Origin of the sequence: Marinobacter denitrificans (genome assembly GCF_008795955.1) — a bacterium.
Classification (GTDB): domain Bacteria; phylum Pseudomonadota; class Gammaproteobacteria; order Pseudomonadales; family Oleiphilaceae; genus Marinobacter; species Marinobacter denitrificans.
Window position 1 is genome coordinate 260,251 of record NZ_VMHN01000003.1, and the last position, 16,506, is coordinate 276,756.

Genomic DNA, 16,506 nt, shown 5'->3' on the forward strand with positions numbered 1-16,506 from the left:
CGTCTTCAGGGCTTTTTTTGCCCGCACGCTCTAAATTACAAAACCGATAATGACAACAGACTCTAACTAAAGGGGGAGCACAATGACTGATAAACAGGTTTATCCGGTAAGCCCGGACGTGGCCAAACGAGCCCTGCTAAACCGGGATCAGTACGAAACGATGTACCGCCAGTCAATAGACGACCCGGAAACCTTCTGGGCCGAACACGGCAAACGCCTTGACTGGATCAAGCCTTTCTCGAAAGTAAAGAACACCACTTACGACTACGACAACCTCTCCATCAAGTGGTTCGAGGATGGCCAGCTAAACGCCGCCGCCAACTGCCTGGACCGTCACCTCGAAAAACGCGGTGACCAGACGGCGATTATTTTCGAAGGTGATGACCCCGCCGATTCCCGTAATGTGACCTATCGCGAACTGTACGAAGAAACCTGCAAGTTCGCCAATGTCCTGAAAGATCAGGGCGTCAAGAAAGGCGACGTGGTCACCATCTACATGCCCATGATTGTCGAAACCGGCGTTGCCATGCTCGCCTGTGCCCGCATCGGCGCCATTCACTCTGTTGTCTTCGGTGGGTTCTCACCGGAGGCGCTCGGCGCGCGCATCGCCAATGGTAAATCGCGCTTTGTGGTAACCGCCGATGAAGGTGTACGCGGTGGCCGCAAGATCCCGCTGAAGAAAAACGTGGATGCGGCACTGAACAATGAAGCCGGTGCGGACGTCGACAAGGTGATTGTGGTCAAGCGCACGGGTGGTGACGTGCCCTGGAACGAAGGCCGTGACCAGAACTATGAAGAGCTGATGAAGGGCGCGTCTACCGACTGCCCGGCGGAGCCCATGAATGCGGAAGATCCGTTGTTCATGCTCTACACCTCCGGTTCTACCGGCGCTCCGAAAGGCGTGCTGCATACCACCGGTGGCTACATGGTCTACACCTCAATGACCCACCAGTACGTGTTTGATTATCACGATGGCGACGTTTACTGGTGTACAGCCGACTTCGGCTGGGTCACCGGTCACAGCTATATCCTCTACGGCCCGCTGGCTAACGGCGCAGTCACTGTGCTGTTCGAAGGCGTGCCTAACTATCCGGATACCTCCCGCATGGGCCAGGTAGTGGACAAGCACAAGGTGAATATCCTCTACACCGCGCCCACCGCAATCCGCGCCCTGATGGCGGAAGGCGAGTCCTGCATGAACGGCACTACCCGTGAAAGTCTGCGCCTGCTGGGTTCAGTGGGTGAGCCGATCAACCCGGAAGCCTGGGAGTGGTACCATCGTGTGATCGGCAACAGCAAGTGCCCGATTGTGGACACCTGGTGGCAGACCGAGACCGGTGGCATCCTGATTTCCCCGCTGCCTGGCGCCATTGATCTGAAGCCTGGCTCCGCCACAGTGCCGTTCTTTGGTGTGAAGCCGGCGCTGGTGGATAACGATGGCAAGATTCTGGAAGGCAAGACCGAGGGCAACCTGGTTATCCTCGACAGCTGGCCCGGCCAGATGCGTACCATCTACGGCGACCACGAGCGCTTCAAGCAGACCTACTTCAGCACCTACAAGGGGATGTACTTCACTGGTGACGGTGCCCGCCGTGATGAAGACGGCTACTACTGGATTACCGGCCGTGTAGACGACGTGTTGAACGTATCCGGTCACCGTCTTGGGACCGCCGAGGTAGAAAGTGCCCTGGTAGCCCACGACAAGGTTGCCGAAGCGGCTGTGGTAGGCTATCCGCATGAGATCAAGGGGCAGGGCATCTATGTCTATGTGACCCTGGTTCACGGTGAGGAGCCGTCAGACGAGCTCAAGAAAGAACTGGTCCAGTGGGTGCGCAAGGAAATTGGTCCGATTGCATCTCCGGATATCATTCAGTGGGCGCCTGGACTCCCAAAAACACGTTCTGGCAAGATTATGCGTCGGATTTTGCGTAAGATTGCATCAAACGAGCACGATCAGCTTGGCGATACCTCCACGCTGGCGGACCCGGGTGTGGTGGATGACCTGATCAGCGGTCGTGCGAACAAGTAAGGCCTGCCTGTGATCAGGCTGTGACCCTGTGAGGAATCTGTTGAATGACACAAACCATTATCGTCGCCGATGATCACCCGCTGTTTCGAGCAGCTTTGAAGCAGGCGGTCAGTCAGGCGGTACCTGATGCCAGAACAGTGGAAGTGGACAGCATCAAGGCGCTGCAGGCGGCGGTAGAGTCGCATCCGGATGCGGATCTGGTACTGCTGGATCTGAACATGCCGGGCGCCCATGGCTTCTCCGGGCTCGTGTTCATGCGCGGGCAGTATCCGGGGCTGCCGGTGGTGGTTGTGTCAGGATCGGAGGAAATGCAGGTCATGCGTCGCTCGATCGACTACGGGGCGTCGGGCTTCATTCCGAAGTCCGCGCCGTTGCCGACCATCACCGAGGCTATTCAGGCGGTCCTGGAAGGGGACGTCTGGTTGCCGGAAGGCGTGGCGGACAAGATCGAGCGTATGCATTCGGACATGACGGATTTCTCCGAGAAACTGGCGTCGCTGACGCCGCAGCAGTTCCGGGTGCTGGGTATGCTGGCCGAGGGGCTTCTGAACAAACAGATTGCGTACGATCTGGATGTGTCAGAGGCCACCATCAAGGCGCATATTACAGCGGTATTCCGGAAGCTGGGGGTTCGTAACCGGACCCAGGCGGTAATTGCGATCCAACAGATGGAGATTGATCCTTCGGATACATCGTTGTCTGGCAGCTGAGTGGTCTGAAGGTTTTACTGATAAAAAAGCGGAAATCCTGTTTTTGGATTTCCGCTTTTTTAATGGAGGGAAGTCTGGTTTTGTCGGATTACGCCTGCGGCTAATCCGACCTACAACATGAAAGGGGCCCTCACTTGCTGGCATACCCCAACTTCTTGTCCACAAAATTGAACAGCTCCTCGCCCTTGTGCCACCGGTCCAGATTTTCCAGGAACTGATCGGTCAGTGCCCGTTTCCAGCCGATGAAATCCCCCGACATGTGGGCCGTCATGATCACGTTCTCCATGTCCCAGAGCGGATGATCCTCGGGCAAGGGCTCTTCCTCAAACACATCCAGGGCGGCGCCGGCGATGTCACCGTTATTCAGTGCTTTGATCAGATCGTCGGTTTTCACCACCGGACCACGGCCTATGTTGATCAGGCGAGCAGACTTGCGCATGGCCTGGAAGGCTTTCTCGTCGAACAGGCCTTCGGTCTGGGGGGTGAGGGGAGCGGCAATCACCACAAAGTCCGCCAGGCCCAACTGTTCTGTCAGGTCGTCGTTGCCATGAACTGCGATAAAGTCCGGGTCGTCGTGGCGTGGCTTACGGGCAATGCCATGGGGCTTCAGGCTGGCGGCCTTGCACAAGCGGGCAATCTGGCCGCCGATGGAGCCAGCGCCCACGATCAGCACCTGTTTACCCGCGGCTCTCTCTGTGTCCCGGTGCTGCCATTTGTGCTCAGCCTGAAGCTTCAGCGAGCGAGGGAAGTCCTTGGCGAACATCAGGATGGTGCACAGCACGTATTCGGCAATGGTACGGTCGAAGATACCCCGGGCGTTGGTCACAACGACATCGCCGTTGATCAGATCGGGAAACATCAGGGCATCAACACCGGCACTGGTGGCATGAATCCACTTCAGTTTGTCGGCTGAAGGCCAGGCAGCAGCCAGTGCTTCCGTGCGGAAGTCCGTCACCATCATCACGTCGGTACCGGGCAGGGTTTCCCGCAGCGTGGGTTCGTCACTGGCAAAGCGGACCTCTGCCCGAGCCCTCAGTGCATCCATGCCGGGAGGTTCCTTTTCTCCGGGCGCTGTCAGAACGGTCACAACCGGTTTGCTGTGTTGGGTCATCTATCCTCCGCCAATGCAGTTTGTCCGCGTCCGGTCGCGGGAATCGACAGTCCGGATGTCAGATTTACAGTCTGGTATCTGTCTGTGAACTGGTCAACCTGAGCCGTTATAGGATAAAGGTCGTAGGCCCTGTAACGACGGCGCTGACAACGTCTTGGGTCATCCGTTGAATCTTTCTGTTTTATGTCTTGTACGCCCCCTGTTTACTGACTAACCTGCAGGGGTAGCTACTATTTTGCCCCGTTTCAGGAGGTGTTTATGGCAGAAGCCGCCAATAAAGAAACCGGCCAGACCAAACCGCGTAAGGTTAAGTATCGCAAGAACAAGGCCAGCTGGAATCCGGCCATGCAGGCGGTTCCGGTGCCGGGCATTCGTCGCATGGTGAATATGGCGGCCACCATGAAGGATGTCATCCATCTTTCCATCGGTCAGCCGGATTTGCCGACACCCAAGCATGTCATCGATGCCTATATCGATGCCCTCAATGCGGGGCAGACAGGCTACACCATGGACGCGGGCCTGCCTGAGCTACTCGTAGCGCTGCGCGATTATTACGGGGCCCGCTACGATCGCAAGCTGACACGGGACAATATCCTGATTACCAGTGGCGCCACCGAGGCCATGTACCTGGCGATTTCGGCCACGTCAGCACCCGGGCGTCAGTTCATTGTGACGGACCCGTCCTTTCTGCTTTATGCACCGTTGATTCGCATGAATGGCGGTGAGGTGAAGTTCGTCCCCACCCACGCGGAAAACGATCATCAACTGGATCCCGATGAGGTCATCCGCGCGATGGGGTCTCGGACGTTTGCCCTGATCCTCAACAATCCGAATAACCCAACGGGGGCGGTTTACCCCCGCAGCACCATTGAGACCATTCTCGAAGAGTGCGCCTACCGTGGTATCCAGGTATACGCGGATGAGGTCTACGACCATCTGATTTTCGACGATGATGACTTCGCCAGCGTGCTGAACTGCTCGATGGATCTGGATAACATCATGTGCATCAGCAGTTTCTCCAAGACCTACAGTATGGCGGGGCTGCGGGTAGGCTGGGTGATTGCAAGCCAGGCCGCCATCAAATCCCTCCGCCGGTTCCACATGTTCACGACCTCAGTAGCGAACACGCCTTCGCAGTTTGCCGGTGTAGCCGCCCTGACTGGCGATCAGCAGTGTGTCAGGAACATGGTGGACATCTATCGTGAACGCCGCGACAAGGTGGTGGAACTGATTGATCAAACGCCTTACATGACAGGTTACAAACCCGGAGGTGCCTTCTTTGCCTTCCCGGATCTGCCTCGGCATGTGGATGGCTCTGATCTCGCACTGCGGATGCTCAAGGAAACCGGCGTCTGCCTGGTTCCCGGTGACGCCTTCGGTGAAGCCTGCACCAACGCCGTCCGTATCAGTTTCTCGACCACTTGTGAGAAGCTGGAGGAAGCGTTCGACAGGATCATTCCCTGGATGGCGAAACAGCAGTTCTGACCACCATGTCAGCCCTGGACTCGGTGCTCATCCAATGCCCTTACTGTTGGGAGACGCTGGACCTCAGCGTCGACCCTTCAGTGGCTGATCAGGAGTACGTAGAGGATTGCCAGGTGTGCTGCCAGCCCATCGTGGTCCATGTTGTCCTGGACGATAATCTGACCCCAACGGTGGACGTCCGGGCCGAGAACGAATAAGGAGATTTGCCCTGATGTTCATCACCCCTTCCCGTTTTATCTCGGTTATCGTGCTGATTTCCGTCGCGTTACTGGGAGGCTGTGCCAGCCTGTCCCCCTATTCCATATCCGAGGCAACACTGGAGCGCCACCTTCAGGATACCGTCAGCGCCTTTGACCGGCAGCAGTTGCAAAGTGGCTCACCACTGAGCCTTAACCTGAGCAATGCGGATATCACCCTGGGCCCGGATGGCCGTGACGTGGCGGTGATTGATTTGCGTGGTCAGGTGTCCCTGAATGCCCTGTTGGCCAAGCTGCCAGTGGACATTGCCCTGAAAGTGGAGGGTGCTCCGGTTTACGACAGCGAAGAGAAAGCCATTTACATCCGCCGTCTGCAGTTACTCGAGAGTAGTATTGATTCGCCCTATTTCAAGGGGGACCTGAAGCCTGTAACCGACACGGTTATGAGGGCTGTCGCCCAGATGCTGGAAACCATGCCGGTGTACCGACTGGATGAAGCGGACTTCACCCAGCGGATGTTCGGCATGGTCCCCATGGGCGTACGCGTAGCGCCCGGGCGGCTTGAGTTTGTTATGGCCGACTAGTTATTTCAGGCGGTCGCGGACGGCCTTGCCAATTTCCTGGGTGCCGCGCCTGGTGCCGGCATTTTCAGCCAGGTCTGCAGCGACGGCATCGAACAGTTCCTGGCCAGCTGCGGCTAATGCCGGGTTGTTCCGCCCCAGCCAGTCCAGCATACGTGCCGTGGTAAACAGCATGGCTGTGGGGTCGGCGAGCCCCTGCCCGGCAATGTCCGGCGCACTCCCGTGGGTCGGTTCGAACATCGAAGGCATGTTTGGGTCGTCAGGATTGAGGTTGCAGGAGGGAGCTACCCCCATCCCGCCGGAGAGCACCGCCGCCAGATCGGTCAGGATGTCGCCTTGCAGGTTACTGGCAACCACCACGTCGAAAGCCCAGGGGGCCTGAACAAACTTCATGCAGGCTGCATCCACCAGCTCATGGTGGGTGGCCACATCCGGGTACTGCTTTGCCATTTCCTCGAAGGCTTCTGAGTACATGTCTCCCCAGTAACGCAGGGCGTTGCGCTTGGTGACAATGCACACCTGGCTTTCGCAGGTTTTTCCATCCAGGGTCCGGAAATGGCGGGTTCTGCCCTGTTCGGCACGTGCGGCCGCCCGCAGCCGGGCCTGCTCAAAACCATAGCGGATAATCCGGTCGGTGGCCCGGCGGGTGAACACTTCCATCTGGGTGGCCACTTCGTCCGGTGAACCCTTGCGCAGGCGGCCGCCCTGGCTAACATACTCGCCCTCGCTGTTCTCACGGATCACGAGCATGTCGATGTCTTTGGCGCGCTCGTCTGCAAGGTACTGGCGGGCACCCGGCAGCAGCCTGGCAGGCCGTTCGCAGACCCATTGATCGAAGCCTTTGCGCATATCCAGCAGTGGCGCCAGGGAAATGCTGTCAGGCAACAGGTAGCGTTCCGGGTCGTCGACCGGGCCCGGGTCCCCAAGCGCCCCCAGAAGAATCGCGTCGTACTGTTTCAACTGGTCGAGAGCGTCAGCCGGCATGGATTCACCATTTTCTTCATGCCAGGCATGGGATGGCCAGGGGAAGCGGGTCCACTCCAGGGGCAGGCTGTGGCGGGACCTTAGCGCTTCCAGGCAGTGTACTGCCTCGGCAACCACTTCAGGGCCGATGCCGTCACCGGGGGTTACGGCGATGCGGATATTCTGGGCCATTCCGGTTACTCCTTCGGGTCGCTTTGCTCGTATAAAGAATCGCGTGTTCCCAGTGTAGTCGGGTGTCACAGGGATTCCACACGATTTAACAAGACATAGGTTTTACCGGCAATGCTTTGATGGCTATAGTGCATTTGATTGTTATAGTCAGGTTCCGAAGAGCGAGCCATAAATCTGGTCAGGAGTTGCAGTGGATAATAAGCCTGCCGTTTTGTTTGATGAGTCTCATTGCGAGCAATGCGCCTGTGGAGAAGGACTCGATTTCGCATTTACCTTTGCATTCCAGCCGATCGTCGATATTACCAACGAGACTGTTTATGCGTACGAAGCCCTGGTGCGTGGGCCGGAGGGGGAGGGTGCCTACCATGTTCTCTCGAAGGTCAATGAGAAAAACCGCTACTCCTTTGACCAGATATGCCGGGTAAAAGCCGTAAAGCTGGCGGCTCGCTTGGGTATGGAAACGAGGCTGAGTATCAACTTCATGCCCAATGCGGTGTACAACCCCGAGTATTGCATCAGGACCACGCTCGCTGCTGCACAGACGTACAAATTTGATACCCGCAAAATCATATTTGAGCTGATCGAGACCGAGGATCTGTCATCGCTCGATCATCTGGTGAATATCATCAATTCCTACAAGGAGATGGGGTTCCATACCGCCCTGGATGACTTTGGCGCCGGTTATTCTCGCTACAACATCCTGATCGCCAGTCCCCCAAACCTGCTGAAGCTTGATATGGGCCTGGTGCGGGACGTTCACAAAGAGCCGAACAAACAGGCGGTTGTTGCTGGTATCATCACGATGATGAAGCAGCTCGGTGGGCAAATCGTAGCTGAAGGTGTCGAGGTTAAAGAAGAGTACTTCTGGTTGCGGTCTCAGGGCATTACCCTGTTTCAGGGGTATCTCTTCGCCAAGCCGGGGTTTGAATGCCTGCCAGAGCCTTACTTTCCCTGTTAGAAAAGCGTTCGAGGATCAACTTTGTTCTATCGCCTGATTACCATCGTTGGCGGGCTCATTTTCGTCATAGTCCTGTTCGCCCTGATCTGGTTCTTCTGCAAGCAGTTCCTGCTTCGCCACGGCGTCAAGGAGCAGGTATCTGACCATGCCACGGTGCTGGCCACCTGGACGTTTGCGGGTGTGGGTGTGGGCCTGGTCTTCGCCGTTCTGGGGGCTTTCGTCCTTGGTCCATGGGCCTTTTATCGCACACTGCGCGGGCATGACGTGCCGGTGTCGGATGCGGCTGCGATCTGGTGGGGCTTCGGTATTGTCGTCGCCTCACTGGGTATCACGGCCGCCGGGTTCCTGGGGTTCCTGAAACTCGTGGGCGCCTATTAGCGGCCGGGGTCACGCAATGCTGTTCAGTTGCTCCCGGAACCATACCAGCGCCGGCTCCCGCTCATAGGCTTTGTGCCAGTACAAGTGCACATCAATAGGAGGCAGGTCCGCCGGGGTAGTGTGAATGTCGATATCCGCCCGCTCTGCGATAATCCGTGCGTAATTCTCCGGCATGGTCAGTAGCAGATCGGTTCCCTCTGCTACGCGACAAGCGGCGTAATAATGCTGGCATCGCAGCCTGATGTTTCGCTGCACCCCGAAACGCGACAGCTCGAAATCCTCGATGCCCGGCCCCTCGGAGCGGGATGACACAAGCACGTGTTTCGCTTCCAGGTATTTGTCCATCGTCAGTTCGCCGGCGATCAGCGGGTGCCCCTTTCGTGCCAGCACCACCAGGCGATCCCGCCGTAACAGGTCATGGCCAGTCTGATTGCTGACTGGCAATAGTACATCCACCGCAAAATCCAGCTTGCCTGCGGCCAACTGGGTTTCCATGTCCCGTCGGGGCACTCTCTGGCTGATGATTTCGAGCTCCGGGTAGCTCTCAAGCCGGCCCATCAGTTTTGGCAAAAAGGTCGATTCCAGGATATCCCGCAATGCCAGTGAGTAGGTTTTACGCTGGTTGGCGGGGTCGAACGCGTGGAACTGGTTAACCGCGCTCTGGATCTGGGTCAGCCCGGGTCGCATGGATTCCAGAAAGCGACGGGCCAGGGGCGTGGGTACCATCTGGTTGCCCTGACGGCTGAACAAGGGGTCATCGAAATGCTCCCGCAACCGTGACAGGGAATGGCTGACCGCCGGCTGGGTAAGGTGCAGGGCTCTGGCCGCACGGGTAAGGCTGCCTTCCCGGTATATGGTGTCGAATACATGCAGCAGGTTCAGATCCAGCCGGTTGAGTGCCATGGGCGCCTCCTGTTCGCGAATAAACAGTTCTTATGATAAAGGATAAGAATAATTCAGTCGCGTAATAGTTAGGAGAAATCTAGACTGGTGTCATATTGGTTTAACCACGAGGATACGGCGATGGATTTCAATATTTCCGAGAAAGGCCAGGACTATCTCAAGCGCGTCAAAACCTTCATGAAGGAAGAAATCTTCCCTATTGAAGAGCAGTACCACAAGGAATTGATGGCGCAGGAAAACCGCTGGGTGGTGCTGCCCATCATCAACGAACTGAAGGAAAAAGCCAAAGCCGAAGGTCTGTGGAATATGTTCTTCCCGGACGAGAAAAATGGCTGCGGCCTGCTGAACTCCGACTACGCCCTGATTGCCGAAGAAACCGGCCGCAGCTTCATTGCCCCGGAAATCTTCAACTGCAACGCCCCGGACACCGGCAACATGGAAGTGCTGATCCACTACGGCTCAGAAGAACAGAAAGCCGAATGGCTGCCACGCCTGCAAAGTGGTGAAGTACGCTCGGCTTTCTGCATGACCGAGCCCGCCGTTGCGTCCTCAGACGCCACCAATATGGAAGCCACCGCCATCGTTGAAGGTGATGAAGTCGTCCTCAACGGCCGCAAATGGTGGAGCACAGGTGTGGGCCACCCGGACTGCAAGGTCGCCATTTTCATGGGCCTGACAGACCCGGACGCGCACAAGCACCGCCGCCATTCCATGGTGCTGGTACCGCTGGACACCCCGGGTGTCAAAATCGAACGCATGCTGCCTGTCTTCGGCGCCTACGATGAGCCTTATGGCCACGGGGTGGTGTCTTTCGAGAACGTGCGCCTGCCCAAGAGCGCCTTCATCGCCGGCCCGGGCCGCGGTTTTGAAATCGCACAAGGCCGTCTCGGGCCTGGCCGCGTACACCATTGCATGCGGGCCATTGGTGCGGCAGAACGCACTCTGGAATTGCTGATCAAGCGCGCCACCAGCCGCGAAGCCTTCGGTCGCCCGATTGCCAAGCTGGGCGGTAACCCGGACATTATTGCCAATGCGCGTATGTCGATTGAGCAGGCTCGGTTGCTGACATTGAAATGCGCCTGGGCGCTGGATACCAAGGGTATTTCGGGTGCTTTGCAGGAAGTGTCGATGATCAAGGCGGTGATTCCCAAGATGCTCCAGCAGATTGTGGACGATGCCATTCAGATTCACGGTGGTGCCGGTGTCAGCGATGACGATTTCCCCCTGACCCAGTTGTTCGCCTATGCTCGGGTTCTGCGCCTGGCCGATGGGCCGGATGAGGTTCACCGTGCGATGGTTGCCCGGTTGGAGCTGGCCAAGTATCGGGGCTGACCTGCTTTTATCGTGGCCCTCTGACTGGGAGCTTGGAGACGGCGGGAGGATGTGTCAGAAACACGCTCCTTCGGCACATCCATGTGACGCTTGGACTCCGCCCTCCATGGCTCCGTACAGTTTCTGACACATCCTCCCGCCGTCTCCGGCTAACTCAGGAGCAGGTCTGTGAGGGGAAGCGGAGTAAAGCAACAGGCTGTCTGGAAAAGTGGATCGGCTAGCTGAAATGTCTGGGAGCCGGCGATGGGGAGGTTCTTCTGAAACCCTGCGGAGCCATGGATGGCGGAGCGGAGCGTACAGGGACGTATTTACAGCGTGTTTCAGAAGGACCTCCCCGTCGACGGCTCATGCGCCAAATTCATAATCACGAAAACACAGCGGAAAATAACGATGAAACAAAGAGTATTTATAACCGGCGGGGCCAGTGGCCTGGGCCGGGCGATTGCGTTGAAGTATGCCAAAAAGGGCGCGAAGGTCTGCATCGGTGATATTAACCCGGAGCAGGGGGTTGCCGTCGAGCAGGAGATTAACAACGCCGGTGGCGAAGGTTACTTCGTTGAGTGCGATGTGCGCCGGCTGACGGACCTGGAGAAAATCTGCGCGGACCTGACCGGTAAATGGGGTGGGGTGGACGTTGTGGTCAACAACGCCGGCGTTGCCTCCGCGGGTTCCATTGAAGACACCACCATGGCCGACTGGGAATGGATCATGGACATCAACGTGCTGGGTGTGGTTCGGGGCTGCAAGGCTTTTACCCCGCAGTTCAAGAAGCAGGGTGCCGGCGCGTTTGTGAATATCGCCTCCATGGCAGGGCTCATGCTCGCGCCGCTGATGGATAGCTACAATGTATCGAAGGCAGGTGTGATTGCGCTCTCGGAAACCCTGAGCCAGGAATTGAGAGACTCCGGCATACACGTCAGCTGCGTGTGCCCGGCGTTTTTCCAGACCAATCTCACCAGCAGCATGCGGTCGGATATTCCCGGTATCCAGCAGAATGTGAACAAACTGATGAAGCGCTCCACCATCACCGCTGAAAATGTGGCTGACGATATTATTCGCGCGGTGGAAAAGGGCGATTTCTGGGTGCTGCCCCATGCCAAAGAACGCCGTATGTGGATGGTCAAGCGCCATGCGCCCAAGGCGTTTGACTGGTTGATGCACCAGGAGAGTAAGCGCTGGATGAAGAAAATGGGCGGTAAGGCTTAAGTCACCGTTTAACACAGAATCAGGAAGTAAGGGAGAGCCGAATGACCCAGATTGACCAGGCTGTTGATATCCGCGAAGGCGAAGAGCTGGATGTTGCGGCTGTTGACCGCTTCATGAAGCAGGCCATTCCGGACCTGGAAGGCGCGCCTGCAATCAAGCAGTACCCCGGCGGTGCTTCCAACCTGACCTACCAGGTAGATTACGGCGACCGTTCCTACGTCCTGCGCCGGCCGCCGTTCGGCAAGATCGCCAAGTCCGCCCATGACATGCTGCGGGAAGCGAAGGTAATGCGGGCTCTCAAGCCTGAGTTCCCCTATGTTCCGAATATCGTCGCCATCTGTGATGATCATGACGTACTGGGCTGCGATTTCTACGTGATGGAACGCCTGAAGGGCATCATCCTGAGGCAGGATTTCCCCAAGGACTTCGAGCTCAGCGAGGCAGATACCCCCAAGCTGTGCCTGAACGTGATCGATAAGCTGGTGGATCTGCATAAGGTAGATGCCAAAGCCACTGGCCTGGACAAGCTGGGCAAGGGCGCGGGCTATGTACAGCGCCAGATTGGCGGCTGGAGTGACCGCTTCCGCAAAGCGAAAACCGATGACGTGGGTGACTTCGAGACAGTCATGACATGGCTGAATGACAAGATGCCGGAGGATGTCGCCCAAGTCGTCATCCACAACGACTACCGCTTCGATAATGTGGTACTGAATCCGGACAACCCGTTCGAGGTGATCGGCGTTCTGGACTGGGAAATGGCGACCATCGGGGACCCGTTGATGGACCTGGGCAATAGTCTGGCGTACTGGATTGAGGCGGATGACGAAGGCCCGTTCCAAATGCTTCGTCGCCAGCCCACGCATCAGCCCGGAATGCTGACCCGCAGGGAAGTGGTCGCTTACTACGCGGAGAAGTCCGGCCTGAAAATCGACAACTTCGACTTCTATGAAATCTACGGCCTGTTCCGGCTGGCGGTGATTGTCCAGCAGATCTATTACCGCTTCTACCATGGCCAGACCAAAGACAAGCGCTTCGCCGCCTTTGGCCATGCCGCCAATTACCTGGAGAAGCGTTGCCAGCGACTGATCGAGGCGAGCGACCTGTAATGGCAACGATTTATCTGATTCGCCACGGGCAGGCCAGTTTTGGTAAAGAAAACTATGACCAGTTGTCGCCCAGGGGTTGGGAGCAGGGCCGTGTCCTGGGCCGTTGGCTCGCTGGCAAGGTAACGCCCAGCGCGGTGTTTGGCGGCAATATGGAGCGTCACCGGGAAACCGTGGAAGCCATTACCAGCGGCTACGGCGACACCCTCCCGGATATGCAGGCGGTAGAAGGTTTCAACGAGTTTGATCATACCCAGGTGGTTGAGCGCCTACGCCCCGAATGGGGAGACCGCGACCGAATGGCGCGGGATCTGGCGGCGTTTCCCAAACCCGCCAGGGCGTTCCAGCAGGTTTTCGAGGAGGCCATGGTTCGCTGGGTCGGTGGCGACTACGATGATGAATACGCAGAAACCTGGGGCGATTTCCGCAAGCGGGTGATCACCGCCCTGGAACAACTGATCGAATACTCAGACGGCGGCGACACCCTGGTGTCCACTTCTGGGGGCCCCATTGCCGTTATTGCCCAGCACCTGCTGCAACTGAGTGATCGCAAGGCACTGGATATGAATTCCGTCATTGCCAACACCAGCGTCACCCGCATCCTGCACTCTGAGGCACGGCGTAGCCTCGCGGTGTTCAATAATTACAGTCATCTGGAAGCGGAAGACGTCTCCCTGGTGACTTTCCGATAACGAACCGAGGTGAAGAATGAGCAAGCAAGACCTGTTTGACCTGAGCGGCAAAGTGGCCCTGATCACCGGTGCCAGCCGTGGTATTGGTGAGAGCATCGCCCGTACCCTGGCCAACTATGGCGCCCATGTGATCGTCAGCAGCCGCAAGATTGATGGTTGCGAAGCCGTGGCCGGCAGCATTCGCGAGGCTGGCGGCAGTGCCGAGGCCCATGCCTGCCATATCGGAGAAATGGACCAGATTGAAGACATCTGGCAGTACATCGAAGCAAAGCACGGCAAGCTGGATATCCTGGTGAACAACGCGGCGGCGAATCCCTATTTTGGTCCGATTGAGGACACCGACCTCGGTGCCTATCACAAGACCGTGGACGTAAACATTCGTGGCTATTTCTTCATGTGTGCCCGTGGGGCGCAGATCATGAAGAAAAACGGTGGCGGTTCCATTATCAACGTGGCGTCTGTAAACGGGGTGAACCCGGGCCATTTCCAGGGTATTTATTCGGTGACCAAGGCGGCGGTTATCTCCATGACCAAATCCTTCGCCATGGAACTGGGCCAGCAGAATGTGCGGGTGAACGCCCTGTTGCCGGGGCTGACGGACACCAAGTTCGCCAGTGCGCTGACCAGCAACGAAACCATCAAGAAACAGGCGATGGCCCACATTCCGATGAAGCGAGTGGCGGATCCGGACGAGATGGCGGGCACGGTTCTTTATCTGGCCTCGGGCGCCTCCAGCTACACAACAGGTACCTGCATCAATGTGGACGGCGGCTACCTGACCATCTGATCTCAGCCGCTGACCTTCCCGGTATCCTCGCCGACACAGGCGAGGGTATCGAAGTCGCCCTTCAGTTCTGAAGCCTGCACCAACAGATGATCAAGGTGGTGCTGATCCGCTTGCTGTAGAAGGTCTCTCATCAGTTCTGCTATGGCAGTCCGGCTTTCGGCCATCATCTGCTGATAGCGTTCACCACGGACTTCTTCGTTATTGTCGATCAGATAACTGATACGGTCGCTGAAACCGTCGCTGTCTCGCTCTTCCAGCGAGTCCAGCAACGCCTGCTGCCAGTTGCGCCGGCCTTCCAGCCAGATTTCCGTCTGTTTTCCCCGGGCTTCTGACCATCTGCCAACGGTTTCCCGCTGGCTGTCATTCAGTGGGCCCAACCAGCGCTCGATCCGTTCCGTGGTGCGCTCAGCTCGGGCTACGCGGGTCTGTTCCGGATTGTCCGCTAGCAGTTCGTCCTCCAGCTCCTGCTGGGTGTCCTTCATATTCGCAGCCAGCTGGCGGACCTGATCATCGGTCAGGCTCCCGAGAAGCCGTACAGCGGCAGGTTTGGCCCGATCCATCAGCGGCGGGAAGAAAGAAAACAGCTTTTCCTGATGCCAGGCCACCGTCGACTCATCAAGCTCGCCGGAACGTACGTCGCTTTTAAGCCGGGTAAGCCACTGGGAATACTGCGGAAGTTCGGTGCTGCAGTGCCACTGGCGAAGATTCCGTATGTCCCGCTCAAGGCGGGATTCCTGCTCCGATGTCATGGGGATGTAGTCATCCACCCACCAGACAATGCCCCAGTCCGCGTAGCGGTATGCCAGCTTGGTGGAGCTGCACCCTGCCAGTATTAACAGGCTGAATAACGTAGTGAATAGATAGCGCCCCATGAATTTCTGTTCCGGTAAGTACTTTCTGAAACATACGTTGATTGATGGCTTTCAGATGGAGTTCACGAGCAATCACGGGAATTGTCAGAGTAGATCTGACCTTACTGGATTATTTTGTAATTAAGCCCCGGCTCTTACCGGGGCTTTTTTCGCTTACAGGTCCGCTATATGGCAATTACCGGGTCTCGATATCGCCGTCCTCATCGGAGATTACAATCTCCACCCGGCGGTTCTGCTGCCGCCCGCCAGAACTATCGTTACTCGCTACCGGGTACTCTTCGCCAAATCCTTTCGTTTCTACCCGGTCCCGGCTGATGCCCATGTTGAGCAGAGCATCGCGTACTGCTTCGGCCCGGCGCTCAGACAGCTCCTGGTTATACGAGGCCTCGCCGGTGCTGTCGGTATAGCCTTCCACCCGCACCCGGCGCTCTTCATATTCCCTCATGAACTCGGCCAGTCGTTGAACGGTCGCTTCGCCGGAAGCTTTCAGTTCTGCCTGGTTGAGATCGAACAGAACGTCTCCAAGCGTGAGAACCATGCCCCGGTCTGTTTGCTCGGCCTGCATGGCTTCCATCTGCAGGCGAAGCTCTTCCGCTTCCCGCCTGGCTTGCGCTGCTTTATTGGAGCTCATCTGCATTTCCAGCTCCCTGCGCCGTTCCTCCGCGGAGTTGATCTGTTCCTGCAATGCCGCACGTTTTCCCTGTTCGGCGGCAATTTGCGCGTGGCGATTGGCAAGGTAGGCGGCATGCTCAATCTTGATGATCTCTGCGTCTTCCTCCAGCAGGGATTCAGCGCGGGACAGCTCCTGCTGGGCGCTCCTCAGGTGACGATCACCGCTGCGGGCCACGTTCGGGTCGTCCTTGATTTCCTCGTAGGCAGCCCTTGCCTCATCGACTTTCTGGTTGTCGTCGGGCGTACTGGCACAGCCGGCCATCAAGACAGAAAAGCTCACTGCCATGCCCAAAGTCATGTTGCGCTTGTTCATAACAATCTCCTTATTCCGCTGA

Annotated in this window: 17 protein-coding genes; 12 read left to right on the plus strand and 5 right to left on the minus strand. The window is 57.3% G+C overall.

The genetic code is table 11. From position 1 onward, the window contains the following. The first annotated feature begins 82 nt into the window (after positions 1 to 82). Together acs and FO268_RS13315 are read left to right on the plus strand one after the other, a co-directional pair. A complete protein-coding gene (acs, locus tag FO268_RS13310; protein WP_150993774.1) occupies positions 83 to 2,029 on the plus strand; it encodes an acetate--CoA ligase in 1,947 nt (648 codons plus the stop codon). A 44-nt stretch (positions 2,030 to 2,073) separates the two neighbouring features. After that, positions 2,074 to 2,739 (plus strand): LuxR C-terminal-related transcriptional regulator, encoded by a 666-nt coding sequence (locus tag FO268_RS13315; RefSeq protein WP_027831250.1) that lies wholly within the window; start codon positions 2,074 to 2,076, stop codon positions 2,737 to 2,739. Between the two features lie 130 nt (positions 2,740 to 2,869). On the opposite strand, the gene FO268_RS13320 is transcribed toward FO268_RS13315, so the two are convergent. After that, entirely contained in the window at positions 2,870 to 3,850 is a 981-nt protein-coding gene (locus FO268_RS13320; protein ID WP_150993776.1) for a D-2-hydroxyacid dehydrogenase, read from the minus strand. Between the two features lie 258 nt (positions 3,851 to 4,108). On the opposite strand from FO268_RS13320, the gene FO268_RS13325 reads away from it, so the two are divergent. Genes FO268_RS13325 through FO268_RS13335 form a run of 3 tightly spaced genes read left to right on the plus strand, consistent with a single transcriptional unit; the run spans position 4,109 to position 6,116 of the window. Beyond that, on the plus strand, positions 4,109 to 5,335 hold the full coding sequence (locus FO268_RS13325; protein ID WP_150993778.1) for a pyridoxal phosphate-dependent aminotransferase: 1,227 nt from the start codon (positions 4,109 to 4,111) through the stop codon (positions 5,333 to 5,335). Positions 5,336 to 5,340: 5 nt separating this feature from the next. After that, the gene (locus FO268_RS13330) at positions 5,341 to 5,532 is read left to right on the plus strand and encodes a CPXCG motif-containing cysteine-rich protein (RefSeq protein WP_150993780.1); all 192 of its coding nucleotides are present in this window, start codon (positions 5,341 to 5,343) and stop codon (positions 5,530 to 5,532) included. A 14-nt stretch (positions 5,533 to 5,546) separates the two neighbouring features. Next, positions 5,547 to 6,116: a DUF1439 domain-containing protein gene (locus FO268_RS13335; RefSeq protein ID WP_150993782.1), complete on the plus strand. Its 570-nt coding sequence runs from the start codon at positions 5,547 to 5,549 to the stop codon at positions 6,114 to 6,116. Here FO268_RS13335 and FO268_RS13340 read toward each other — a convergent pair whose 3' ends face one another. After that, entirely contained in the window at positions 6,117 to 7,268 is a 1,152-nt protein-coding gene (locus FO268_RS13340) for an isocitrate/isopropylmalate dehydrogenase family protein (RefSeq protein WP_150993784.1), read from the minus strand. A gap of 190 nt (positions 7,269 to 7,458) precedes the next feature. Here FO268_RS13340 and FO268_RS13345 point away from each other — a divergent pair, with 190 nt between their 5' ends. Together FO268_RS13345 and FO268_RS13350 are read left to right on the plus strand one after the other, a co-directional pair. Then, on the plus strand, positions 7,459 to 8,226 hold the full coding sequence (locus tag FO268_RS13345) for an EAL domain-containing protein (RefSeq protein ID WP_191966961.1): 768 nt from the start codon (positions 7,459 to 7,461) through the stop codon (positions 8,224 to 8,226). A 21-nt stretch (positions 8,227 to 8,247) separates the two neighbouring features. Further along, complete coding sequence (locus FO268_RS13350) at positions 8,248 to 8,604, plus strand: hypothetical protein (protein ID WP_191966962.1); 357 nt, start codon at positions 8,248 to 8,250, stop codon at positions 8,602 to 8,604. Positions 8,605 to 8,613: 9 nt separating this feature from the next. Here the strand turns inward: FO268_RS13350 and FO268_RS13355 are convergent, their stop codons facing one another. Beyond that, complete coding sequence (locus FO268_RS13355; RefSeq protein WP_150993786.1) at positions 8,614 to 9,507, minus strand: LysR family transcriptional regulator; 894 nt, start codon at positions 9,505 to 9,507, stop codon at positions 8,614 to 8,616. 120 nt (positions 9,508 to 9,627) lie between these two features. On the opposite strand from FO268_RS13355, the gene FO268_RS13360 reads away from it, so the two are divergent. From FO268_RS13360 to FO268_RS13380, 5 genes are all read left to right on the plus strand, one after another. Further along, positions 9,628 to 10,839 (plus strand): acyl-CoA dehydrogenase family protein, encoded by a 1,212-nt coding sequence (locus FO268_RS13360; protein ID WP_150993866.1) that lies wholly within the window; start codon positions 9,628 to 9,630, stop codon positions 10,837 to 10,839. Positions 10,840 to 11,229: 390 nt separating this feature from the next. Beyond that, the gene (locus tag FO268_RS13365; RefSeq protein ID WP_150993788.1) at positions 11,230 to 12,045 is read left to right on the plus strand and encodes an SDR family oxidoreductase; all 816 of its coding nucleotides are present in this window, start codon (positions 11,230 to 11,232) and stop codon (positions 12,043 to 12,045) included. A gap of 41 nt (positions 12,046 to 12,086) precedes the next feature. Continuing rightward, the gene (locus FO268_RS13370) at positions 12,087 to 13,151 is read left to right on the plus strand and encodes a phosphotransferase family protein (protein WP_150993790.1); all 1,065 of its coding nucleotides are present in this window, start codon (positions 12,087 to 12,089) and stop codon (positions 13,149 to 13,151) included. Beyond that, the gene (locus FO268_RS13375; RefSeq protein WP_150993792.1) at positions 13,151 to 13,840 is read left to right on the plus strand and encodes a histidine phosphatase family protein; all 690 of its coding nucleotides are present in this window, start codon (positions 13,151 to 13,153) and stop codon (positions 13,838 to 13,840) included. Before FO268_RS13370 ends, FO268_RS13375 begins: the two co-directional genes overlap by 1 nt. A 16-nt stretch (positions 13,841 to 13,856) precedes the next feature. Further along, complete coding sequence (locus FO268_RS13380) at positions 13,857 to 14,627, plus strand: SDR family oxidoreductase (protein WP_150993793.1); 771 nt, start codon at positions 13,857 to 13,859, stop codon at positions 14,625 to 14,627. Between the two features lie 2 nt (positions 14,628 to 14,629). On the opposite strand, the gene FO268_RS13385 is transcribed toward FO268_RS13380, so the two are convergent. Then, on the minus strand, positions 14,630 to 15,499 hold the full coding sequence (locus tag FO268_RS13385) for a DUF6279 family lipoprotein (protein WP_150993795.1): 870 nt from the start codon (positions 15,497 to 15,499) through the stop codon (positions 14,630 to 14,632). 175 nt (positions 15,500 to 15,674) lie between these two features. Further along, positions 15,675 to 16,484, minus strand: coding sequence for an OmpA family protein (locus FO268_RS13390; protein WP_150993797.1), 810 nt, complete (start codon positions 16,482 to 16,484; stop codon positions 15,675 to 15,677). Positions 16,485 to 16,506 lie beyond the last annotated feature (22 nt).